This is a genomic window from Pseudarthrobacter sp. 902506025 (genome assembly GCF_040702325.1).
Classification (GTDB): domain Bacteria; phylum Actinomycetota; class Actinomycetes; order Actinomycetales; family Micrococcaceae; genus Arthrobacter.
In genome coordinates this window covers 92,538-114,472 of record NZ_JBFBKW010000013.1, presented here as the reverse complement: position 1 = coordinate 114,472, position 21,935 = coordinate 92,538, and the positions used below count along the sequence as shown (strand labels likewise).

The following is a 21,935-nucleotide window of genomic DNA, read 5'->3' as shown; positions in this document are numbered from 1 at the left end:
CTGGGAAAACTCACGCCCGTCGAATATGAAACAATCAACCGGACCGCGCTCACTGCGGCCTAAGACCCCGAGTCAACAGAAGCAGGGGCAGTCCCCACCGCTGACCAGCGGATACTGAGCAATGCCTCCTGCCGAACCCCCTAGACTTACTAATCGAACCAGTGCCGCATAACCGTTTGCCGAAAACGTCCGGGGGGACAGACATGCCACATCCGGCGGATCAGAATGCAGGCGCCCCAGCAGAGGATGCAGGGCAGCCGCAGCTGCGCCGTCGCCGCGACCTCCGTCGCGACGACGGTTCAGTGCAGGATGCCGGGACAGGAACCATGCCAGCCGCAACCCCCGATATGTCCAGTTCCAACGACGCCGGGAAGCCGGTCGCGCGCAGATCCTCCTGGGCTGAAGCGGCTGCCGCGTCCGATGCCACCAAACCCTCCCGGGATCCATCCCCAGCACAGCCCGCTCCTTCCGCCACCGCACGCTTGGCGCCCCCCATCGCTTCCGAGCCGCCCGCTACTCCACTGAACGAATGCGCAGGCGAGCCTGCTCCGGAAGCTGCCGCACGGCCGAAGGACGCTCCGTCCTTCCGCCGGACCCGGCCCACTGTGGCGGACGAAATTGCCGAAAGCCCCATGCCAGACTTCATCAGCTCGCCGGGGCTGTTCGTCAGGGAGCAGAAACCCCGTCCCCGGGGCGGCATCCGTGGCGCCCTCTATAACCTGACCGGGGGCGCCTGGAACCTGGGGCCGGGCCCGAAACAACGCCAGGAGGACGAGCTGGGCCAGCGCATCTCACGCCAGCTCCAGGGCAGCTACAACACCGCCATCCTGAGCCTCAAGGGCGGCATCGGTAAGACCTCCACCACGGTGGGCGTCGGCCTGACCCTTGCCGAATACCGCGGGGATGCGCCCTGCGCCATTGACGCCAACCCGGACTCCGGAGACCTCGTGGAGCGGGCCTTGGGAGAGGGGATCTACCAGCAGTCCAGCCTCAGGACCATCACGGACCTGCTTGAGAATATCGACGCGATCGACTCTCTCACCGCCCTTGCCCGTTACATGCATCATGCCGGGCGGCTGCACCTGATCGCAGGGGAGCAGGACCCGGAAGTGTCGGACTCCCTGACGGCCGAGGAGTACCTACGGATCCGCAAGCTCATCTCCAGCTACTACTCGGTGGCCCTAACAGACTGCGGCACCGGCGTGACCCACAACGCGATGAGCGGCATCCTGCAGTCGGCAGACAACCTGGTAATTGCCGCTGGCTACGCGGTCTCCGGCGCCAAGCGTGCCCGCAGCACCCTGCACTGGCTGGCCAGCCACGGTTACGAGGACCTGGCCCGGAACGCAATTGTCGTCATAACCGACAAGGATGAGGTCTCTTCCCGCGTGGACAAGGATGCCATACAGGAGCACCTGTCCGGGATGTGCCGCGAGCTGATTGCGGTGCCGCATGACCGTGGCGTGGCCGATGGGGACCTGGTGACCCTTGACGTGCTGAGGCCTGAGACGCGTAGGGCGTACAAGGAGATTGCTGCTGCCATTGTGGACGGTTATCGGTAAGTTGGTACCGTCAAGCGTCCTTTGAACGACCATCCGTGCACTCAAGAAGTAGCAGGTGGTCGGACGCTTGGGTTTGAAGTAGTCAATACTCGTGCGTAAAGGTCCGTGGCTTTCTAGCCTCGGGCTATGGAACACGATAAACACGGCAGACGCCTGCGGAAAAAGGCTCCCCATGTGACTGACGAAGACATCCAGGACATCCTCGCGATTATCAGGCAGTCAGGACCAGTGGAGAAAATTGCTGTGGTACGACCGTTCGCAGGTCCGCACCGAAAGTTGCTGTCAGTATCTAGACTTTTCAGGTTTCCCAAAAGATCCGCTGAAGGGGTGTAGATTGCCGGACTGCCCGCCTCTAAGTCGGGCCCGGCAGTCCGGTGGTCATCGAGTGCTGTGCCCGTTCGATACAAGCACGTAGTCAGCGGGTGTCGCTGGGCAGGCCGCGCGAAGATGCTCGGGTCCATATCCGCAGCGGAAGGCCTGCCCACGAATATTATCGCGCCCTTGAACTCCTCTTGCAGGATCCCGAACACCCGGTACACGACAGGCTCCCCGTCGGTGGCCAGCGCGTAGGCGAACGGAGGTCCAGCGAGGGCCGCCTTGGCGCCGAGGGCGACTGCCTTGACGATGTCGTGCCCCCGGCGAATGCCGCCGTCGAGGTAGATCTCCGCCCGGCCGCCCACGGCGTCGACGATGGACGGCAGGACGTCGATGGTGGCGGGCTGGGAGTCGAACTGCCGGCCGCCGTGATTGGAGACGAAAATGCCGTCCGCGCCCTCATCCACGGCCCGGGCCGCGTCCTCGGGGTCCGTGATGCCCTTGATCACCAGGTTTCCCTTCCACTCGGAACGGAGCCTGCCGAAGTCCTCCCAGCTGGCGCCCGGGTTCTTGTTGGACGCCATTCAGTTGTTCATCTCATCCATGCGCAGCGGCCGGCCGTTGATCTGGTAGTTCCCTTACGTCATCTTCCGGCCGGTGAGCCAGCGCCACAGCCACGCCGGGCGGGTGGCCGCGTCAAAGTAGTCCGCCACCGGTGGCCGCGGCGGCATGGACAGCCCGTGGTGAAGGTCGCGTTTCTCGCTTGCTAGGGGACCCGACGCCACCACCAGCGTCTCCACGCCCACGGCTCGTGCCCGGCTGACGTAGCTGGACCACGGGGATGGTGCAGCGTGACGCACTGCCCGTCTACAAGGTGGGCGAGGCAGCCTACTGCGAGCGACATCGCGGCGCTGCTGACTTCACGGCAGATCCTCGAGCCGGCGTGCACAAGCATCGCCTGTACCAACTCGACGGAGAAACTCGTGGGTGACCTGGAACGATTCCACCGGGACCTAAGGCGTCACGCAACGGCGGCGATACTTTCACCGGTACCGGGCCTACTGGCAGGCGACGAAAACTTCCACTGGCGCATCGTGGAGGCCACCGACAACGAGTTCTGCTCCGGGCCTACGGCTCCATCGAAGGCACATCCAGCGGTTTCGTTTGATGGTGCATAACGACATGAGCGGCGACCATACAGTGCAGGAGCACCAGGCCATCATCAACGCCGTCAGGGCGGGGACTGCGCCTTAGCCACGGCGGCGATGAACAATCATATCGAGGGAATCAGGTCCCGCTCACTGAGCCTTAAGAAGTCCGGTCAGCAGAGCTGACCGGTCGGAGCAATGCCGGACGCCGTAGATACTGCTGACCTGCACAAACACCCTCCGAGGCCTCCTGCCCGCAGGTATCCGGGCGGGAGTAAATCAGGTATCAGTTACTGGTCATATTTGCCGGGCGGCCACCTAACCTGCATTCATGCTGAAGACCGTGTTTAGGATTTTTCGACCGGAGCCAAAATGCAGGTTTTGCGGCGGAACGCTACCGCATACTCCCTCTGCGGAATTCTGCTCCCGTGACTGCTACGACAGTTATCAGTACCTAGACGGTAATCCGGGCTATGTGCAATAGCCTGATTGTCCTGGCTGGCCTGCTGGGTTTCGTGAGGCTGCCGGAACCAGCCGAGTGCCTGCTGCGATTATGCTCGAACCATGGAAATTCACATCCACATCCGCCGCCACCAAAGCCCGTGGTTTCCGACGGTGGCGGGCTTCGCGGGAGAATCGTGCATGGCCATGGTTCGAGCCTAATCGGCCCTCCAGGCGGGCGTGGTAAGGACCAGGAATATAGCCTGCATGAATGTTGCGGATCCTCATTCGAATTGTGGGGCTTGGCCCGCACTGCCGATTTTGCGGAGTAGCACTCAGTCGTACCCCCTCCCGTATTTTTTCCTTGACCCTGATTGGAGAGCTGGCAATATCGGCGGGAGCGCTTTCCCCAAGAGCTCAAGGTTCCCCGCTTTGAAGGCATTGACGGACTGGCGGTCAAGTACGCACCGGACTAAGCGCTAACTCTGGAGCTCCGGGATTTCGGCAGCTGCCAATTTGCTCGTCGCAAGCCGGATGCCAGCGCCACGCGGGGCGCTCAACTTTAAGGGCCGCTTATCTTCTCACAACCGACTTGCGTGCAACCGAACAAGTTTGAGAGGTATGGCCGGCACGGCCAAAAACAACGCTTTTGCCCTGCCCTTAGGAGTTCCACTCCCGAACCCGGAAGCCGCCTCAATTACGAGCAGAAACTAAATACAGTTTGGTCTTCCGCGTTCGCTGCCGTTTGGGAGGGCGAAATCCGCGAAGGGCACCCAAAGTGCAGGACATTCAGTTATCCTGACCCGCAATGAGGTGGACCATGCCCGCCGGCACCCCGGGCAGTGCCGGATCGGCGTGTGGTCCGGCATGCGCCTGATAGACGGAGTGGTGGATTCAGAGGCAGGTACATTCAGGGTTATTGACCTTGAACCCGACGACCGCGATCTCCGTCCCCGCGATTACGACTGGACGATTCCTACGGCACCGCAGTGATGCGACGACGCGTGGCGGATCCCCGGCCTCAGCCGGGGACCCGCCGTCGAACTTTCCCTGCACCGATTCCCTACGTGCTGGGCGTCGCAACCTTCTTCTGCAGCGCTTCCGCCATCTTCTGCACCTTGGCACCGTAGCCGCCGTTCAGCGCCGCGTCCTTGATCTTGTTCGCCTGGGCGTCCAGGTCTGCCGGGGCAGCGTTCTTGAGTGCCGTCAGGTCAGCCTGAAGATTCGCGGGGAGCTTGGCGAACATCTTCGGGTGGCTGATGAGCTGGTCGGCCACCTGCTGCAGCCCGGCGCCGGGGTTGTCCGAGCTGAACGCGGTCCGCAGCTCCTGGCGCAGGCCGGCCAGGCCAGTGGCAGCCTTCTCGAGCGCCTCGGCGCGCTTCTGGATCTCGGCGCCGTACCCGCCGGAGAGGGCGGTGGTCTTGATCTTGTAGGCGTCCTTCACCCGGTCAGCCGGAGCGGCATCCTTTAGCGTGGTCACGTCCGCCTGCAGGGCGGCGGGCAGCTTGGCGAACAGCTGCGGGTGGTTGACCAGGGCTGCGGCTGCCTTGGCCGCACGGTCCCCGGCAGCCTGCGGGCTGTCCGCGTTCAGGCTCAGGAACGCCTGCAGGCCGCCAGCACTTGCCGCCTTTGCCCCGCCCGTGGCGGCATGGGAGGGGGAGGCAGCCGAGACCGGCGCCGTTGTGCTGGGTGATGCGGACGCGGCACCCACGCCCGCCGCGGCCATGGCGCCGGCGGCCAGGAGAGCTGCCACTCCGACTCCAATGCGGGTCTTCATTGATGGGATTGATGGCTTCACCACGGTGTGTCCTTCCACAATTTGCGCGTGCGCCCAGGCCCGACTGCATGGACCGGCACGGGTTCACTGTAAAAGCGCAGGCTGGGGAAAAGCTGAATGCAGGCTCTGACTTTGACCCGATCCTTACCCGCCCGTCTGGAGGGCCGATTATGCTCGAACCATGGCAATGCACGATTCTCCCGCGAAGCCCGCCACCGTCGGGAACCAAGGGCTGTGGCGGCGGCGGATGTGGATGTGGTTTGTTGCTGCCGGATTGGACGTGTACATCCTCGGTTTCGTCATCGGACTCCAGCCATCGGGCCCGCTCTGCGGCAGCCCGCTGCTGCGGGAGAGCCACGCGGCGGAACTGATCGGCCTGCAGAAGGCGGGCATCGGGGCGGCGGCCGTCTGCTACAAGAACATTGACGCCGATTCCGTCCACGTCTGGACCCTCATGGCCCTGGGAGTCTTCATGGTTATCGCGGGAGTTGCCGTCCGGATCATCATCATCCGGCGTTCCGCACGCGTTTAGTCAGCCCTTCATTCCACCGCCAGGACCGCCCGTTTCCGTGGAAGTCACGGTGAAGGAAGCGTCCAGGTAGACGGTGGCGCGCGTGCCGTCCGCCGTGATGATGTGCGCCTCGTAAACGGCACCTTCGGCATCGTTTTCCACCCGCTGGATCGTGGCGCCGGGGTTGGCGGCCAGCGCGGCGTCGGTAACCTTCGTTGCCGTGTCACCGGACAGCAGCGTTTTGGTGATCCCGTTGGTCTGGTGGCCGCCCTTCGACTCGTCGCGCGGCTAGGCCTGCGTGGTGGACTAGCTCGAGTCCGCCTGGCTGGAGTCGGTGCTGGCGGCGTTCGCCGGCAAGGCCGTGGTTGCCAGGGCGCCGCCGCCGATCGCTGGCGCGAGGACCAGGCCGGCCAGCGTTGACTTCAGGGTGTTTTTCATTGTGGGCTCCTTAGATGTGGCCCTCCCGCTGGAGGGAATACACCAAGCATCGGGGCCTTGCCTGTCACCGGTTTAGGGCGGCCCTGTGCGTGCGCTGTGCATGCTGCCGCCCGTCCCAGCGCGCTAATGGTGCGGAGTGCCGGACGTGGAACCGCGGCGTAAAAAATTCGTCGGTTTCGGCCGTGACGGCCGGATCCCGGCTGATCGAGTGTGCCCGGGAGTACCTTGGATGCAGTGCCGCTGCCTCATAACCCCTCAAGTTGAGGCGGCGGCACGCTTTACTTTCCGCCGGCCCGGTCAGTCGCCGGTGTCTTCCGTGGAGCTCGCATCAAACGCCAAGGGAAACGCAGCGCGAGGGTTCATGGCCTTCAGCTTAGGGAAGAGCTCATGACCGGCGTTGCGTTTGCGTCGCTCAGGGATCGATCGGGATGAACAGGTGCCGGTGAGAGTCCCCGGCTGAGGGCCTTCTTGAACGGTGATGCGAAGCGCCGCTCGATCAGTCTGTGGATTAGCCACGCCAGCGTGACGGCGAAGGCCGCGGCGAGGGCAACGGAAGGCCAAGGGCCGAGGGCGTGATGCACGGTCCTGATGATCCACCAGCCCCACATCTCGTGGACCAGGTACAAGGGGTACGTCAACGCTCCGGCCACGCTCATCCATTTCCAACCGCGGTGGCGCAGCGGGGTGGTGGTGATCAGAGCCACAATAGCGACGAAGGCCAGGATCGCCAGCCACATCACCCCAAGCGAAAGGTCCTGGCCTGTGCTGTGAGACATGGCGGGGAGGAAACCCACCGATGTCTGGTGGCAGGAGAGCAGGACGTTGACGGCGACGGCCAGCCAACGAACCAGGTTATGTCCATAAGCATGGATCAGGTAGATACCCATGCCAACGGCAAAAAGCGGTGAATAAACGGGGATGAGGAGTGCCTGAACCATTTCGGCGTCCGCTTGGATGGAGAGCATCCCAAGGAGTGGCCAGAGAAAAATGAATGCGAGTAGTTTCCGCTCCGTCATTCCGCGCCAGAGAAAGAGAGCAATGGTCACGTAGAACAGCAACTCGACCCAGAGGGTCCAATAAACCCCGTCCAAGGACGGGACATTGACGGCCTGCTGCAGCATAGTGAGGTTGAGTGCGGCATCAGCCCACGACACCGTATTAAGGTTCCCGGGGCTGATGACGAGAAGCAGAACTGCCGCCAGGATTACGGCAGTCCAATAGGCCGGGAAGAGCCTGGAGATGCGGGAAGCGGCAAATTGGCCTACAGACCGCCCGTAAGCAGACATGAGGATCACGAATCCACTGATGATGAAGAAAAGCTGGACCCCCAGCGCCCCGTAAGCAGTGATTCCAGACAGGCGCGGAAACACCTCCTTGGCAGGAACACCCCAGAATTCCGAGCCGGCGAAAGCTGTGTAGTGGTAGAGCACCACCCCCATGGCCGCCGTGAGACGCAGGCAGTCGAGGAGGAGAAGCCTCGGCCGGGCTGTGTTCAGCACGGCCGACGTGGACTGCGGGAGTCGCGGCATGGGTCTACTTTCGCGGAAAATTGTGATACTGGAGCCTAGTGATGCTATCAAGCCCATTTCGGTTGTAAGAACAAGCAAAAGTCTTAAAGCCGCGAACGGCGGATTCAGGATTCATATCACCGCCGTTCCTGCTGCCGTTCTCCCCGGGTGCATGAATAATACGGAGTGCTGGGAACAGCGGATCTGCAACGGCAGGGGCAAGCCTGCCACGACGGCGGGCGAAGGAAGCAGACATGGCCAGGTCACACCGGAGCGCAGGGCATGAGCCCGAGGCGAGCGTTGAGCTAAACCCCCTTTTCAGCCGGCCGGGGGAGTCCACCATCTTCCCGCGCTTTACCATTCCGGACGGGGAGTCCCTGCCGGGCACCGCCTACCAGGTGGTCCACGACGAGGTGATGCTGGACGGCAACTCCCGCCTGAACCTGGCCACGTTCGTCGGCACCTGGATGGAGCGGGAAGCCTCCCAGCTCTATGCGGAAACGTTCGACAAGAACATGATCGACAAGGACGAATACCCGCAGACGGCGCTGATCGAGACCCGCTGCTGGCGGATGCTCGCGGACCTGTGGAACGCCCCGGACCCGGCCGCCGCCGTCGGCACCTCAACGGTGGGGTCCTCCGAGGCGTGCATGCTCGGTGGCTTGGCGCTCAAGCGCCGGTGGCAACACCGCCGTCGTGCCGCCAAACAGCCCACGGACTCACCCAACATCGTCCTCAGCTCCGCCGTGCAGGTGTGCTGGGAGAAGTTCTGCAACTACTTCGAGGTGGAAGCCCGCTACGTGCCCGTGTCCGCCGACCACCCCACGCTGGATGGCCATGACCTGGAACGGTACGTGGATGAAAACACCATCGGCGTGGTGGCCATCATGGGCGTCACCTACACCGGCGCCTACGAACCCGTGGAACGGATTTCCGCCGCCCTGGACGCCATCCAGGCGAGCACCGGCCTGGACATCCCCATCCATGTGGACGGCGCGTCCGGGGCCATGGTGGCGCCGTTCCTGCAGCCGGAACTGGTGTGGGACTTCCGGCTCCCCAGGGTTGCCTCCATCAACACCTCCGGCCACAAGTACGGGCTGGTGTACCCGGGCCTGGGCTGGATCGTGTGGCGGGACGCTGACGCACTGCCCGGGGACCTGGTGTTCCACGTCAGCTACCTGGGCGGGGACATGCCCACCTTCGCCCTGAACTTCTCCCGGCCCGGCGCCCAGGTGTTGCTGCAGTACTACCTGTTCCTCCGGCTGGGATTCGCCGGCTACCGGTCCGTGCAGGCCAGCTGCCGTGACGTGGCCCGGTACCTGTCCCACGAGATCGGCGTCATGGACGCCTTCACCCTCTGGAGTGACGGGTCCGACATCCCGGTCTTCGCCTGGCAGCTCACCGACGGCCACACCAAGAACTGGAACCTGCACCACCTCTCCGAGCGCCTGCGGATGAACGGCTGGCTGGTCCCGGCCTACCCGCTGCCCGACGGGCTGAGCCGCATCACGGTGCAGCGGATCGTGGTCCGCAACGGCTTCACCCGCGACCTCGCCGGCAGCTTCCTGGCCGACCTCCAGAAGGAAGTGGCCTACCTGGATGCGCTGACGGCGCCCATGCCCACGGAGCAGCAGAAGGAAGCATTCCACCACTAGCTTGTGAGGAGCGGCCATGTGCCGGTTGTTCGGGCTCCACGCCGGGTCCCGGCCTGTCCGCGCCACCTTCTGGCTGCTTGACGCCCCGGACAGCCTGTCCCAGCAGAGTAGGAGGGAGCCCGACGGCGCAGGGATCGGCACGTTTGAGGCCGACGGCGGCGCACGGGTCAGCAAACGGCCGCTCGCCGCATGGGAGGACCACGCCTTTGCCCGGGAAGCCCGGCAGCTGGTGAGCACCACCTTCCTGGCCCACGTCCGGTACGCCAGCACGGGCGCACACACCCTGGTGAACACGCACCCGTTCGAGCAGGACGGGCGGCTGTTCGCCCACAACGGCGCCTTCCACGGGCTGGACCGGCTCGACGCGCGGCTGTTAGAGCTGGGCGTGGCGGGGCTGGTGCAGGGCCAGACCGACAGTGAACGGCTCTTCGCCCTGATCACGGGGGAGAGCCGCCTGGCCGGCGGGGACGTGGCGGAAGGAATCGCACGCGCCGTGGGCTGGATCGCCGCGGAGCTTCCCGTCCTGGCCCTGAACCTGATCGTCACCACGGCGACCGATCTCTGGGCGCTCCGCTACCCGGCAACCCACCCGCTGTTCATCCTGGAACGCGACCCGTCAGCCGAGCCGGCCCCGGCGGCCCCGCTGGATGCGCGGAGCCACCGGATCCACTCGCGAAGCACGGAACTGTCCGGTTCCCGTTCTGTGCTCTTTGCCACCGAACCCATGGACCACAATCCCGGCTGGCGTCCCCTCGCGCCGGGGGAGCTGGTGCACGTTGGTCCGGACCTTGCGGTGACCTGCACCTTCCCGTTCCCGGACCAACCTGCCCACCCGCTCACGCTCGCCGACCTCGATGCGTCCGCGGCGGCGTCGCAAACGTCCTGACGGGGCGGGCCTGTGGCGGTCAGGACATGGTGGCTACGGCGAACAGTCCGGCGACTCCCACGAGGTACAGGATCAGGACCACCAGTGAGTCCATGCCCATGCCCAGGTGCTTCTTTTTCGGGCGGAACAGCAGGCCCAGCAGGTAGGTCAGGGTCAGCAGGATCGCCAGGGCGGTGAGGTAGATGTCTGTCGCCTGGGCCTGGGGCAGGACCGGTTTGCCGGTGATGAGGACCGCCACCAGGAACAGGACCGGGAGGAACGCGTTGCCGCCGAAGATGTCGCTGAAGGCCAGCTTGTAGTCGCCCTGCTTCACGGATGCCAGGCCGGTGGAGATCTCGGGCAGGGAGGTGGCCAGGGCCAGGAAGGTGGCGCCGAAGAGGACGCCGGACAGGCCAATATGCCCGGCGATGGCATCGCCGCTGCGCTCAAGGACGACGCCGGCGCCCAGGGTTGCCAGCGCAGCCACAGTGAAGATCAGGGCGGACTTGGCCGTGCTGATGTGCCGGCTCTTTTCCTTCGCCTTCTTCTTGGAGTGGCCTTTGGGCTGGTCCTGCCCGCCGGGGGCGTCGCCCTGCTGGTGCCAGGGCAGTCCCTTCTGGGAGCGCTGGACCAGGACCAGCCCCAAGACCCAGATCACGGCGATCAGCACCGCCGCAGGGGTCAGGCGGAAAGCAACCAGCGAGCCCGGCATCTGGCTGCCGGCGATCACCACGCCCAGCACCGCGATGACCGTGACTGCTTCGATGACCAGGGTCAGGGACGTCGCCTTGTAGCTGAGGGGATCGGCGCCTCTGGTGCCAAACACATCCAGGATCACCAGCACCACAGTCTGGATGGCGATGCCGCCCAGGATGTTGCCCACCGCCACCTCGATGTTGTTGGACGCGGCAGCGCTGACGGTGATGGCGATCTCCGGCAGGTTGGTGGCGATAGCCAGCAGGATCAGGCCGCCCAGCGCCGAACCAAGGTGGAGCCGGTCATCAAGGACATCCGTCTGTTTCGACAGCTGGATGCCGGCCACCCAGATCACCGCCGCGGCACCGGCGAAAATCAGGAGCAGTACCGCTAGGGGCAGTGCTTCCATGTCTCGTCCTCCCTGCGTGGTTCTTATCAGCGTCCCAGCGAAGACGTACCCAGCGGGCGGCCCGCATCCGTGGTTGTTTGCTGGGAATGCGCTGGGAATCGTGTTCCGACGGGTGGCAGGTGGTGGCATAGGGGCTCGTTGGGGGTAAGGGTTGTTGCGTACCTGCCCTGCGAAAGGACCCCCATGGACATCGTTGAAGTGATTTTGAATGACCACCACGAGCAACGCCGCCTGTTCGCCCTGCTCGATGAAATGCACAACTGCGAACAGCCGGACCTGGAAGCGGTGTGGAAGCGGATGCGCATCCTGCTGGAAGTCCATGCCAAGGCAGAAGAGGAGCTCTTCTACCCGGAACTGCTGGAACTGGGGAAGGGCGCAGGCGGAAAAGACTCCGCCGAGGACGAAACCACCGATGCCATTCACGACCACAACGAAATCCGGGACGCCATCGCTGACGTTTCCAAGCACCCAACGGGTACTCCGGAGTGGTGGTCGGCGGTGGCGAAGGCCAATGAAGCCAACGGCGACCACATGGCAGAGGAGGAACGTGAAGGCCTGACCGATTTCCGGCAGCACGCGTCCCTGGAGCTGCGGCACCGCCTTGGCCTCGCGTTCAGCATTTTCGAATCACAACATGCCGCGGGGATTGAACCCCAGGATGTAAGCCCCGAGGAATACGTGCGCGGGCACGAATAGGGCTTGGACCCAAGCCAACGTGGAGACTCCCACTGCGATATCTTGCTCCCGTGACTGCTATGACAGCCATGAGGCCCTGGGAGAAGACCCCCGCCGGAGACAGTAGGTGCTTAACAAAGGCGTCGCCTTGAGGAAACGTTGATGGCATGCCTGGTCTGCAGCGATGGTTAAATATGGGGAAGCTACGATGCCCGCTACTTACGCCGGGAGCTACGACGGCGGCGGCGGGTCCCGTCGCGAATTCAGGTGCGCTGTTCGTTTTGGCTACATCACGGACCGCGCGGCCGCCCCACGACTCCTGATATGTCCGGCACCTGAGAGAAAGCCCCTTGGTCGCCACCATGGATGCTAGTTTTTGTAGGACCAAACCCGGATATAGTCGATCTGGTAGTCCGCGTAATCCTTGGTCACTGAGCTGTTGTGGGGATCGGGCATGCCCCAATAAGGGGAGCCGTACTGCAGGTTCAGCCGCATGTGGAACTTCGCCGACGTTTCGAACGCCTCCTCATAGGCGGGGTTGTGGAAGCGTTTCACGGACTTGTAGGCCTTCCCGTCGAACAGCCACGTCATGCCTTGCGGGGTCCATTCAAAGCCCCACGTGTGGAATTGGTTGGACAGCCCGGGCGTGAGCGATATCCAGGACGAGGACTTGTTTGTGCCGCTCTGGTCATAGTGAATCGTCCCCTGGGCGCGGTCCTGGGGATCAACGGGAGCCGCCGACGGGGTTCCGTACGCTTCCATGATGTCGATTTCGCCGTCCGTGGCGCCACCATCAGGGCGCAGCCAGAATGCCGGCCAGATGCCCTGGGAATTGCCGGCGGTCAGCGGCAACCTTGCGCGCATCTCCCACCGGCCGTACTTCTGGGAGAACTTGCCGGCACTGTCGGCGTAGCCGGTTGAGAACCAACGAGCTTCGCTTTTGTTCACCGGCCGGCTGAGTTTCTTGCCTTCCAAATGGAGAACACCATCGGCAACCCGCACGTTGCGCGAGTCGATGACCGCGCGGTCATAGGAGAGAGCACCGAACGTCGCATCATCGCGCACGTTCCAGCGCGCCGGGGAAAGGGAATTGAATTCGTCGTCGTAGGCCAAGCTCCATGTATGGTCCGCTCCCGAATAGGGGGCACCGGGGACCGGCGCCCCTGCAGAACTGCCGGCGGCCAGGAGTGCTGTTACCAGGACAACGATCGAGGCGTGAAAACGTTGTTTGGGCAATCTGATTGATGGAATGGCGTACCTGCCTCTCCGCGGGTGGCACGGTCTCTGTGACCGAGAGTACGCCTTTTAGGCTGCGAGATATACACTTCCGCGAGGCTGGCCGATGGCGTCCCCCCGCAGTGTCGACTCGCAATCCCTGGAGTCGTTTTCCAGTCAGTCCTCTACGGCGCCATCTAGACTAACCGCATGAAGGTATTGGTAACCGGGGGTGCCGGCTATATCGGATCACACACTGTGCTTTGCCTGCTCGAAGGCGGCCATGAAGTCGTAGTGGTGGACAACCTGATGAACTCCAGTGCGGAGTCCCTGCGTCGGGTTCAGGAGCTCACCGGTCGGTCGCTCCGCTTCCAGAAGTGCGATCTACTGGATCGGGATGCTCTTGACGCTGTCTTCCGAGAGGATGAATTCGATGCAGTGATTCACTTCGCGGGTTTAAAGGCCGTGGGCGAGTCCGTCGGGCAGCCTTTGTGGTACTACCGGAATAACGTTGTGGGGACACTGAACCTACTTGAGAGCATGGAAAGCGCAAACGTTCGGAAATTGGTCTTCAGTTCCTCGGCCACCGTCTACGGCGCTTCGGAGCAGGTTCCACTCATCGAAAAGTCCCCGCTGGACGCTACAAACCCTTATGGCAGGACCAAGGAGCAGATCGAAGACATTCTTTCGGATCTCTCCGCCGCGGATGCTCGTTGGAGCGTGGCACTCCTTCGTTACTTCAACCCGGTTGGCGCCCATGAATCCGGGCGAATCGGGGAAGACCCGCAGGGAACACCGAACAACCTGCTGCCATTCGTGGCGCAAGTTGCTGTGGGACTGCGGGAAAAGGTACAGGTATTCGGCAAGGACTATCCGACGCCTGACGGGACTGGTATCCGGGACTACATCCACGTCATGGATCTTGCCAGCGGGCACATAGCGGCTTTGGACTACCTGCGGAGCAGGACTGGAACCTTTCGCTGGAATCTCGGAACCGGTAAGGGGACTTCGGTCTTGGAGGTCATCGCGGCCTTCAGTGCCGCTGCTGGCCACTCCATCGCCTACGAATTCGCACCACGCCGCCCCGGTGACGCTGCCATAAGTTATGCAGATGCATCCGCTGCCCTCGCCGACCTGGGCTGGTCGGCGCGCCGAAACCTTGCTCAGATGTGCGAGGACCATTGGCGGTGGCAGTCATCAAACCGCAATGGTTACGGGTCAATGCAGAATTCTTAAGTGCAGGGGACGTGCTGCTGGGGAAACTAACCCCCGGTTCGGCCGCAGGTGGCACAGTGGCGTGGTGCCGTGGGTGCTACGCCGTTTCGGCCATTTTCTTGACAGTGGCCAGCAGCAGGACACCGGCGACGGCGGTGGCCCCCGACAGGAGGAACAGGACGATCGCCAGCGGCGGGGCTGCGTCCGCCTCGCCCAGGATGATAATGCCGATGGCGACGGCGACGAGTGGATCGATGACCGTCAGCCCGGCCACCACCAGCTCGGGCGTGCCCCGGGTGTGGGCGTTCTGGACCAGGAAGCTGCCGGCCAGGCCGGCAATGACCAGCCCCGCCAGGCAGGTCAGGGACAGCCATTCGAAGTCGCCCTGGAACAGCCGGGCGATCACGGTCTTGGCCAGCGCCGCGACGAACCCGAACAGGATCCCGGCACCGGCGGTGAAGACCACGGCACCTGAGCGGTGCCGCCACAAGAGATAGGCCACGGCCACGCACACCAGGACCACGGCGAGAACGATCAGGATGGTCACCAGGTGCCGGTCGCTTATCTCCACGTCCTCCGCGGACAGCGCCGCCACGGCAACGAACACCCCCACCCCGCCAACGCAGAGGGCGACCGCGGTGAGCGCCCGGCGCCCGGGCCACCGGCGGTTCATCCGGGCTGTGGCGAGCGTGGTCACCACCAGGGCCACGGCACCGATGGGCTGCACCACGATCAGGGGCGAGAACCGGAGGCTGGTCAGCTGGAGCAGGATCGCGGCGCCCAGCATCGCCGTCCCGGCCAGCCACGCCGGTTTCCGGACCAGCGCCTGGAGGCGTCCACCGCCCATGCTTCCGGCCGCGCGCCCCGACGCCGCCGGCTGGTTTTCCACGGCGCGGTGCTGGAACAGCGTCCCCAGGGCAAGCAGGACGGCGCCGGCGGCGGCGATGGGAATCCCGAGCCAGTGGTAGGACGTCAGCGCGGACACGGCCGCAGCCTGGATCATGGACAGACCTTACCCCCTCCAGGACCGGAGGAAACCCGGACCTACCGCTGGGCGATCCTGAACAGTGCACCTGTGGGGTCGGTCAGGGCTGCAATGCGCCCAAACGGGGTGTCCTCGGCGGGGTGGACCACCTGGCCTCCCAGTGACGTGGCGATCTCAACGCCCGCGTCGGTGTTCTCAATCGCGAAGTAGGTCTGCCAGTTGGACGGCACTCCCTCCGGCAGGTAGGTGGAGGCGTCCATGATGCCGGCCCGGGAGTTCCGTCCGGACCCCAGCGTGGTGTAGCGGAAGTCCTCGGTGTCGCTCATGACGTCGGTATCCCAGCCAAAGACGTCCTGGTAGAACTTCACGGACGGGGCGTAGTTGCGGGTGTGGAGTTCATGCCAGTACGGGGTCCCGGGTTCGCCCGTGGACTGGAATCCGGTGTGGCCGCCGAACTGCCAGGCGCCAACTGCTGCTCCGCCCGCGTCCGCGATCATCGCCATGTGTCCTTGTCCGGGAACCTCCATGGGCGGCATGAGCACCTGGCCGCCCGCGGCCAGGGCCGCCTCCGCGGTCGCGTGAATGTCCTCCACGCGCAGGTACGTTGTCCAGACGTCGGGATATCCGGAGTCGTCGTCGTTCTTCATCATCCCGGCCACCGGCGAGCCATTGGCGAAAGCGGTGATGTAGCCGCCGTATGTCTCCTGGTCGCCCTCTTCATAGGTCCACCCGAACAGCCGGGTGTAGAACTCGCGGGATCTTTCCGGGCGGGACGTCATGAGGTCGATCCAGCAGGGATCACCGGGGGCGATAGTGGGCTTGGGCATGGGGACTCCTGGTGTGTGCAGGTGTGGACCGGGCAAGGCCCACCCTAGCGCTGCACGCCCCAAAAGCCGAGGAGCGCCGGCACGGCTACATTTCTGGCGGTTGCCGTGCCGGCGCTGGCCATTATCAGGCCTCGTTTTCCGGGTTCCGCAGCCGGCGCCTGATCATGACCCCGGCAACCAGCAGCCCGATGACCAGCACGCCCGCGACGATCCCCACCACAACCAGCTGCCCCGGCAGCCCGGAGCTCGCCGCAGCAGCAGGCGTGGCAACTGCGGCGGCGGGTGCGGTGTTCGGTCCGCCGGCTGTGAAGGTGAAGGTTCCCTCGATGGGGTGCCCGTCGGAGGACACCACCCGCCAAACCACGGTGTACTTTCCTTCGGGAGCACCCGGTTTGACCGGCTGGCTGACCTGGTTGTCCACGATCTGAACCGGCCCGTCCGCATGGTCGGTGCCGGTGGCGTCCTCCACCCGCACGATCGAGTTGATGGCGATCGGGGTGTGGTCGAAGGTCAGCTCGATCTTCGCGGGCATCGCGCTGACCGTGGAACCATCGGCCGGGTTGCTGGATTCGAGGGAGTCATGCGCCTGCGCCGGTGCCGATGAAGCGAGCACGAACGCGGTTGTGGTGAGCGCCAGCAGTACCCATGCCAGCCAGGCCGCCGGGCTCTTGCGGGACGTTGTCTTCATTCGGTTTCCCGCTCTACTTGCCGGCAGTGCGGGTCCGGCGCCCGGCAAGGACCAGCCCCAGGGCCGCTGCGCCGAGCACGAAGCCTGCCGCGCCCAGGACCAGGCCCCACACGGACGTGGCGTCGGTGGAGACCTGCTTCGTCTCCGACACTGCCTCGGCGCCCGGTGCCGCTGACGCACCGGCGGCGGCAGCGCCGTCGTCGGCCGTTGTCACGAAGGACGGGGCCGGATGCTTGGGCTCCGGCTGCCCCTCAGCGCTCTCTTCGTCCCACTTCACCACGCTGCCGTCGGTGTAGCTCTGGGCTGCCTTCAGGGTGACCTTGGTGCCCTCTGCGGGAAGCCGGCCCACGGACAGCGAGAAGGACTGGTACTGGTTCTGGCCCAGCTGGTGGGCATCGTCCGCGGTCCAGACCACCGAGACCGGCGCCTTGGTGACCGTGGCGCCAGCCACCGTGACCGGCTTGGGAAGGTCTCCCGTGACCACCTGCGCGGTCCAGCCCTCCACGGGCTTGACCGAGACGGAGGTGAACGGCGTATCGGTGGGCAGCGTGACCTCGAGCTTGGTGGTCTTCGCGGTGGGGGACTCGTTGGGGACGTTGAACGTCAGGTGGGAGTAGCCGTTCGCGGCGGTGTCATCCGGGTCCACACTCACGTGGGCGGACGCGGCGGTGGCGCCTGCAGCGATGATTCCCGCGGTGGCAGCGGCGGCGGTGAGGGACTTGAGGGTACGGCGGAATGAGGTGTTCAAAGCAAGCCTTCCGAAGGGTGCGCCAAAAAGGACCGCCTACGGCGGCGGCGCAAAAAATAGGGACAACGCGGCCCGCCCACGCCTGCCAGGGGGCAGGTGGGGGACGGCGCGGAAAGTCGGGAGCCGCGTTAGGTCGCGGCGTGGAAGGCCGGCGGCCCGCGCAGCGCAGGCAGGCGCAGGTTCCGCCACCGGGACGGAATCACGACGGCGGCCGGCGCGCGAAGGTGCGGCCACTCAGGAATGGCGGCGGCGGACAGGATCCGGACCAGTGGCCGCAGCCAGGCGGCCAAGGCCCAGACGGCTGCTTCGCCCTTGGCCAGGACCAACGCCGTGGCCAGGGTTGCCGCGGCGTGCAGGGCCAGCATCAGGGTACCCGGTACGGCGGCATGTTCCGGCAGCAGGGCCGCGGCCGCAGGGGACACTGCTGAGGCGTCATGGACGTGGCTGCCGGCGGTGGGAGTGAACGAGGCGGACACCGACAACGCGTCGAAGGCCCAGTGCAGGACCAGTTGGCTGGAGCCCAGGAGGCCGATCATCGCGGGCATGCTGATCTTGGTCTTTGACAGGATCGTGACCGGCGCCAGGACCAGCGCCACGATGCCAGCGACGATGGCCGGCTGCGGCAGCAGGCCCCCTGCGAGAACGTGGGCTCCCGCGGCAAGGGCGAACATGGCTGCGGTGAACGCCATGGCCCGGGGGACGCGGAACGGAGCACTCATGCCACTCGCCACCCTTCCCTTTACAGTTGCCACCCTCCACTGTAAGGAACCACCCCCATGGGCAGGTAATCAACTTCAGGATGTGGAGGAGGCCCGGAACGCCGGCTGCGGGGTTAAACAGCAAAGCCCCTGGTGGAGGCCAGGGGCTTTGCTTCGAACTGCGAGGGGGCGCGCTACTCCGCGAGCTTGGCGACCGAGTGCGCCCAGATGAAGAACTTGTTGGTGCCCAGATCCTTGACGGTCTTGATATTCAGGGCCTCTTTGAGCTTCTGGGCGTCGCTCTCGGACAGTCCCTTCAGGGCCTCGACCGGCGCTTTAGCCAGATCATCGATGCCCTTGTCGAGATATTCCTTGTCGAACTTCGCGTTGATTCCAGCCATACTGTCTGTCCTCCTGATGCTCGTTGGGGCCTCATTGTGCCGTGGGGCACAATGGCCATTGAACCACGGCGATTCTCAAATGCACCAGTATTCAATATGGCCATTCCTTATCCCCCTCCTGCGGCGGCTCCCAGCAATTACCCAGCAACCGGAACGTGGACGCGGAGACTCCTGTCAGGATGGGCCAGGGCAGGTAGGGTCGCCATCTTGCCGGGCCGCCACGTCATCAACTTCGCTTGCGTAGTAACCCTGCTTACCATTGGGTAAACTGCGGGTTAACCTGCGGCTTCATGGTGTGAGTGCGCGTGAGGGCAAGTAGTCCCCTCCCGGAAGACAGGTAGCCACTACGGGGGCCCGTCCCCGGCAAACGCCCTTATTCTGCAATTCGATGGAGCTCCGGCATGCGCCGGCGCAGGGGCGCGGGACAGGCGGAAATGACGAATTGCGTGAGTTGCATAACTTTGGACCGATCCGCCACATGCACGGCTTCGAATGCCTACTACCGTAGAAAAGGGCCAAAAAGAGCTTGGCTGCGGGCACATTAAGTTTTGGAATTTGTTGTCTGCGGAAATCAGCCGGGTTTGGCCAAGGATTTGATCGGGGGAATTGTTGGAGCGCGGGACGGTAGTGGTTGTGGAGGACGATCCGGACATCAGTGTTCACAACAGGATGACAATGAGGAGCAGCTCAGGCTGATGCGGCGGGCCATCCAGGGGTACACAGCCTACAGCCGTCGTTTCCAGACCGGCATCCTGGCTCCGATCCAGGCTGACGGAACGAACGGGCCCGACGCCCGGTTGGGGATGCTTTCAAAGCAGGAAATGAAGGTGGCGGGCGGGGTTGCCCGGGGGTTGACCAACGGCCAGATCGGCCAGGAAATGTTTTTGGCCGAAAAGACCGTGAAAAACATGGTCTCATCGGTGCTGATGAAATTCGACATGTCGCGCAGAACCGAGGTCGCGGTGTTCGTCTCCGGGGAACTTGAGCACACAGGGGACCTCGCCCAGGAGTACCGGAGCAGCCGTGACACAGACCTGATCGCGGAAGTCACCGCGGCGCTGGTTATCTGCACCAGCGAGGCGGGCAGTGTTCCGCCGTCCAACAGAATGCTTTTATTGGACGCCATGCGACTTGCTGATTCCCTGGCGGCTACCCGCGCCCGGCCTCACGCCGTTAGACTCTTGCAGGAACGACGGACGAACGTGCATGGCCCTGAGGCCACCACCTCAAGGCCAACCCCGCGCGGCACTGACAACGCTCCCGAGCGGGGCCAGAACTAAGGGGCCGGACAGTTTCCCACTGGCACTCCTCTGCCGGAGCAGAATCTGGGTGACAGCGGTTGGAAGGGCGGCTATGTCGAGTGAGGGCGCCCGTGGACCGTTTTGATCGGGTAGTCCTGGTCTTCAATCCGGGTAAGCCCGGCATGGTTGCCAGGATCGATGAATTACGACAGGGTCTGACTGCCGGATTGCCGCAGCTGCCGATTGAGTTGCTGCCAACGGAGTTTGCCGGGCACGCCCGTGATCTTGCACGCTCCGTGGCGGCGAAGGGAACCCCTCTCATTGTTTCCGTCAGTGGTGATGGCGGATACCACGAGGTCGTCAACGGGGTAATGGACGTTCCGGGCAGCAGGGCGGTGTGCACTGTTGTTGCGGCAGGAAACGCCAATGACCATCACCGCAGCATGCCCGCGCCGCCGTTGCCGGAGGCCGTCCGCCAAGGCCCGGTCCGCCACATCGACCTGTTGCGCATCACGTTCGGCGGGGAACACCGCGAGCGGATTCAGTACGCCCACTCCTACATAGGTTTCGGGCTCACACCGTTGATGGCGATCGGCATCGAGCGGGGCGGCAAGGGGAAAATCCTCGAACTCCTGTCCGTCGCCCGCACACTCTCTGCGTTGAGGCCCTTTGAACTCGTCCGTGCAGACGGGGCCACCGCGCGCTTCGACAGCCTGATCCTCGCCAACATTTCGCGTATGGCCAAGTACGGGACGGTCAGCGAGATGGGCAGCCCCGACGATGGCCTGTTCGAGGTCGTGACGCTGCCGCATGCCGGGCGCTGGAAGATGGCGCTGATGACCCTGCGGGCTGTGACGCTGGGACTGGGCCACCAGCCCAGCGTCAGCAGCTATTCCTTCACCACGCGGGATGCTGTCCCTTGCCAGATCGACGGCGAAGTCATCCACCTTCCGGCGGCCACGCAGGTGCTGGTGGAGAGCGCGAAGGGCGCCCTGGCTGTTATCTGACCCTCGGCACCCTTGCTGTGTCTGTGGATTGTGGGAACGGGACGTAGCCAGGGGCAGGTCCGGGTTTGGAAGCGGACAGAACTGATTGGTGGGTTTTCACCGGTCGCGGCCCACGAGGGCGTACAGTCAGAGTATCGGGACGTTGTGACTGGACATCCGGTTTCCCGGGCAATGAAACCAACTCCGCGTGCGCCGCCGGCGCATCGGCGACTGTGACATCCCGTCACTGCGCTGAACACGTGGTGATGAGTTGGGACAACGAGGGCGGCCCTGGCCGTCCTGCTACGCAGGCCGGCCCTTCAGCCCGTGCCCTCCCAATATAAGGGGCCCGGTTTCGAGTCCCTAGAACCCCAGTCACAGTCAATCCGCCCGTATCTGCGGTTCTGACAGTGCATCTCCAAGAAACGTTGGCGCAATGCCATGACCACCACCCAAGAGCAGCCTGTCCACGTCGAGGGGCGCCTCGCGCTCAGCGGCGTCCTCGCTTCCGCCCTGCCTCACGACCTCGGTACGGCAACGGCCGCCTCCCGGTACACCGTCCCCGTCGTTTTTTCCCGCAGGCCCCAGCCGCGGGAACTCGATTTGTTGCACGACAAGAGCGTCACCAAGCGCCTTGCGGAGGAAGGATACAGTGACGTCGAACTGCGGGTCTCCGACCGCCGCCTTTTGATCACCAACACCAATCTGCAGGACCTCAAGTCAGGGCTTGCCCACCTCGTGGGCACGATACTAAGGGACATCTCCGTACAGGCCGAAGCCGAGCGCGCCCACAGGTCTGAAGAAATGGATGCCCTGGGGCTGCTTGAGGAACAACGACTTGAAGCTATCCGTCAATCCGCGGCAGAAATCCACTTCGACTAACACCCGTAACCAGCACCGCGGAGTCGACAGTAGGGACACGCGCATAGGC

24 protein-coding genes are annotated in these 21,935 nt (G+C 64.2%); 10 read left to right on the top strand and 14 right to left on the bottom strand.

All coding sequences use genetic code 11. From position 1 onward, the window contains the following. The first annotated feature begins 326 nt into the window (after positions 1–326). The gene (locus AB0280_RS19585; RefSeq protein ID WP_366368448.1) at positions 327–1,562 is read left to right on the top strand and encodes a MinD/ParA family ATP-binding protein; all 1,236 of its coding nucleotides are present in this window, start codon (positions 327–329) and stop codon (positions 1,560–1,562) included. Between the two features lie 113 nt (positions 1,563–1,675). Here the strand turns inward: AB0280_RS19585 and AB0280_RS19580 are convergent, their stop codons facing one another. Together AB0280_RS19580 and AB0280_RS19575 are read right to left on the bottom strand one after the other, a co-directional pair. Beyond that, a complete protein-coding gene (locus AB0280_RS19580) occupies positions 1,676–2,461 on the bottom strand; it encodes an alpha-hydroxy acid oxidase (RefSeq protein WP_366368447.1) in 786 nt (261 codons plus the stop codon). 54 nt (positions 2,462–2,515) lie between these two features. Continuing rightward, positions 2,516–2,737 (bottom strand): hypothetical protein, encoded by a 222-nt coding sequence (locus tag AB0280_RS19575; RefSeq protein WP_366368446.1) that lies wholly within the window; start codon positions 2,735–2,737, stop codon positions 2,516–2,518. Between AB0280_RS19575 and AB0280_RS19570 the strand changes: the two genes are divergently transcribed. After that, positions 2,729–3,055, top strand: coding sequence for an FCD domain-containing protein (locus AB0280_RS19570; protein WP_366368445.1), 327 nt, complete (start codon positions 2,729–2,731; stop codon positions 3,053–3,055). The genes AB0280_RS19575 and AB0280_RS19570 overlap by 9 nt on opposite strands. 1,474 nt (positions 3,056–4,529) lie before the next feature. Here AB0280_RS19570 and AB0280_RS19565 read toward each other — a convergent pair. Further along, positions 4,530–5,243, bottom strand: coding sequence for a hypothetical protein (locus AB0280_RS19565; RefSeq protein ID WP_366368443.1), 714 nt, complete (start codon positions 5,241–5,243; stop codon positions 4,530–4,532). Positions 5,244–5,424: 181 nt separating this feature from the next. Here AB0280_RS19565 and AB0280_RS19560 point away from each other — a divergent pair, with 181 nt between their 5' ends. Further along, the gene (locus AB0280_RS19560) at positions 5,425–5,775 is read left to right on the top strand and encodes a hypothetical protein (protein WP_366368442.1); all 351 of its coding nucleotides are present in this window, start codon (positions 5,425–5,427) and stop codon (positions 5,773–5,775) included. On the opposite strand, the gene AB0280_RS19555 is transcribed toward AB0280_RS19560, so the two are convergent. The 3 genes from AB0280_RS19555 to AB0280_RS19545 all read right to left on the bottom strand — a co-directional run bounded on the left by AB0280_RS19555 (position 5,776) and on the right by AB0280_RS19545 (position 7,721). Beyond that, a complete protein-coding gene (locus AB0280_RS19555; protein WP_364396873.1) occupies positions 5,776–5,916 on the bottom strand; it encodes a hypothetical protein in 141 nt (46 codons plus the stop codon). It abuts the gene before it with no gap. A 144-nt stretch (positions 5,917–6,060) separates the two neighbouring features. Continuing rightward, positions 6,061–6,192 carry a hypothetical protein gene (locus tag AB0280_RS19550; protein WP_366368441.1) on the bottom strand — a complete coding sequence of 44 codons (132 nt, stop codon included), beginning with the start codon at positions 6,190–6,192 and terminating at the stop codon, positions 6,061–6,063. Between the two features lie 368 nt (positions 6,193–6,560). Beyond that, complete coding sequence (locus AB0280_RS19545; protein ID WP_159630997.1) at positions 6,561–7,721, bottom strand: acyltransferase family protein; 1,161 nt, start codon at positions 7,719–7,721, stop codon at positions 6,561–6,563. A 233-nt stretch (positions 7,722–7,954) separates the two neighbouring features. Here AB0280_RS19545 and AB0280_RS19540 point away from each other — a divergent pair, with 233 nt between their 5' ends. Together AB0280_RS19540 and AB0280_RS19535 are read left to right on the top strand one after the other, a co-directional pair. Beyond that, entirely contained in the window at positions 7,955–9,355 is a 1,401-nt protein-coding gene (locus AB0280_RS19540) for a glutamate decarboxylase (RefSeq protein WP_366368439.1), read from the top strand. A 16-nt stretch (positions 9,356–9,371) separates the two neighbouring features. After that, complete coding sequence (locus tag AB0280_RS19535; RefSeq protein ID WP_366368437.1) at positions 9,372–10,241, top strand: class II glutamine amidotransferase; 870 nt, start codon at positions 9,372–9,374, stop codon at positions 10,239–10,241. Between the two features lie 19 nt (positions 10,242–10,260). Here the strand turns inward: AB0280_RS19535 and AB0280_RS19530 are convergent, their stop codons facing one another. Continuing rightward, positions 10,261–11,325, bottom strand: coding sequence for a sodium:calcium antiporter (locus AB0280_RS19530; RefSeq protein WP_366368435.1), 1,065 nt, complete (start codon positions 11,323–11,325; stop codon positions 10,261–10,263). Positions 11,326–11,508: 183 nt separating this feature from the next. Here AB0280_RS19530 and AB0280_RS19525 point away from each other — a divergent pair, with 183 nt between their 5' ends. Further along, complete coding sequence (locus AB0280_RS19525; RefSeq protein WP_366368434.1) at positions 11,509–12,021, top strand: hemerythrin domain-containing protein; 513 nt, start codon at positions 11,509–11,511, stop codon at positions 12,019–12,021. Between the two features lie 348 nt (positions 12,022–12,369). Here the strand turns inward: AB0280_RS19525 and AB0280_RS19520 are convergent, their stop codons facing one another. Next, positions 12,370–13,113 carry a glycoside hydrolase family 16 protein gene (locus tag AB0280_RS19520; protein WP_366368433.1) on the bottom strand — a complete coding sequence of 248 codons (744 nt, stop codon included), beginning with the start codon at positions 13,111–13,113 and terminating at the stop codon, positions 12,370–12,372. Positions 13,114–13,425: 312 nt separating this feature from the next. Between AB0280_RS19520 and galE the strand changes: the two genes are divergently transcribed. Then, positions 13,426–14,451 (top strand): UDP-glucose 4-epimerase GalE, encoded by a 1,026-nt coding sequence (gene galE / locus AB0280_RS19515; RefSeq protein WP_366368431.1) that lies wholly within the window; start codon positions 13,426–13,428, stop codon positions 14,449–14,451. Between the two features lie 76 nt (positions 14,452–14,527). Here the strand turns inward: galE and AB0280_RS19510 are convergent, their stop codons facing one another. From AB0280_RS19510 to AB0280_RS19485, 6 genes are all read right to left on the bottom strand, one after another. Then, positions 14,528–15,433, bottom strand: coding sequence for a multidrug DMT transporter permease (locus AB0280_RS19510; protein WP_366368429.1), 906 nt, complete (start codon positions 15,431–15,433; stop codon positions 14,528–14,530). 41 nt (positions 15,434–15,474) lie between these two features. Beyond that, positions 15,475–16,242, bottom strand: a complete 768-nt coding sequence (locus tag AB0280_RS19505) for a VOC family protein (RefSeq protein WP_366368427.1) — start codon at positions 16,240–16,242, stop codon at positions 15,475–15,477. Between the two features lie 124 nt (positions 16,243–16,366). Then, positions 16,367–16,930, bottom strand: coding sequence for a copper resistance CopC family protein (locus AB0280_RS19500; RefSeq protein WP_366368426.1), 564 nt, complete (start codon positions 16,928–16,930; stop codon positions 16,367–16,369). A gap of 13 nt (positions 16,931–16,943) precedes the next feature. Further along, complete coding sequence (locus tag AB0280_RS19495; RefSeq protein WP_366368425.1) at positions 16,944–17,678, bottom strand: YcnI family protein; 735 nt, start codon at positions 17,676–17,678, stop codon at positions 16,944–16,946. Positions 17,679–17,806: 128 nt separating this feature from the next. Further along, the gene (locus AB0280_RS19490; RefSeq protein ID WP_366368424.1) at positions 17,807–18,397 is read right to left on the bottom strand and encodes a hypothetical protein; all 591 of its coding nucleotides are present in this window, start codon (positions 18,395–18,397) and stop codon (positions 17,807–17,809) included. A gap of 173 nt (positions 18,398–18,570) precedes the next feature. After that, entirely contained in the window at positions 18,571–18,777 is a 207-nt protein-coding gene (locus tag AB0280_RS19485) for a hypothetical protein (RefSeq protein WP_159631017.1), read from the bottom strand. A 695-nt stretch (positions 18,778–19,472) separates the two neighbouring features. Between AB0280_RS19485 and AB0280_RS19480 the strand changes: the two genes are divergently transcribed. The 3 genes from AB0280_RS19480 (at position 19,473) to AB0280_RS19470 (ending at position 21,886) form a co-directional block, all read left to right on the top strand. Then, entirely contained in the window at positions 19,473–20,057 is a 585-nt protein-coding gene (locus AB0280_RS19480; RefSeq protein WP_366368423.1) for a response regulator transcription factor, read from the top strand. A 143-nt stretch (positions 20,058–20,200) separates the two neighbouring features. Then, positions 20,201–21,025, top strand: coding sequence for a diacylglycerol/lipid kinase family protein (locus tag AB0280_RS19475; protein WP_224027205.1), 825 nt, complete (start codon positions 20,201–20,203; stop codon positions 21,023–21,025). A gap of 420 nt (positions 21,026–21,445) precedes the next feature. Then, positions 21,446–21,886 carry a hypothetical protein gene (locus AB0280_RS19470; RefSeq protein ID WP_224026822.1) on the top strand — a complete coding sequence of 147 codons (441 nt, stop codon included), beginning with the start codon at positions 21,446–21,448 and terminating at the stop codon, positions 21,884–21,886. The last annotated feature ends 49 nt before the right edge of the window (positions 21,887–21,935 follow it).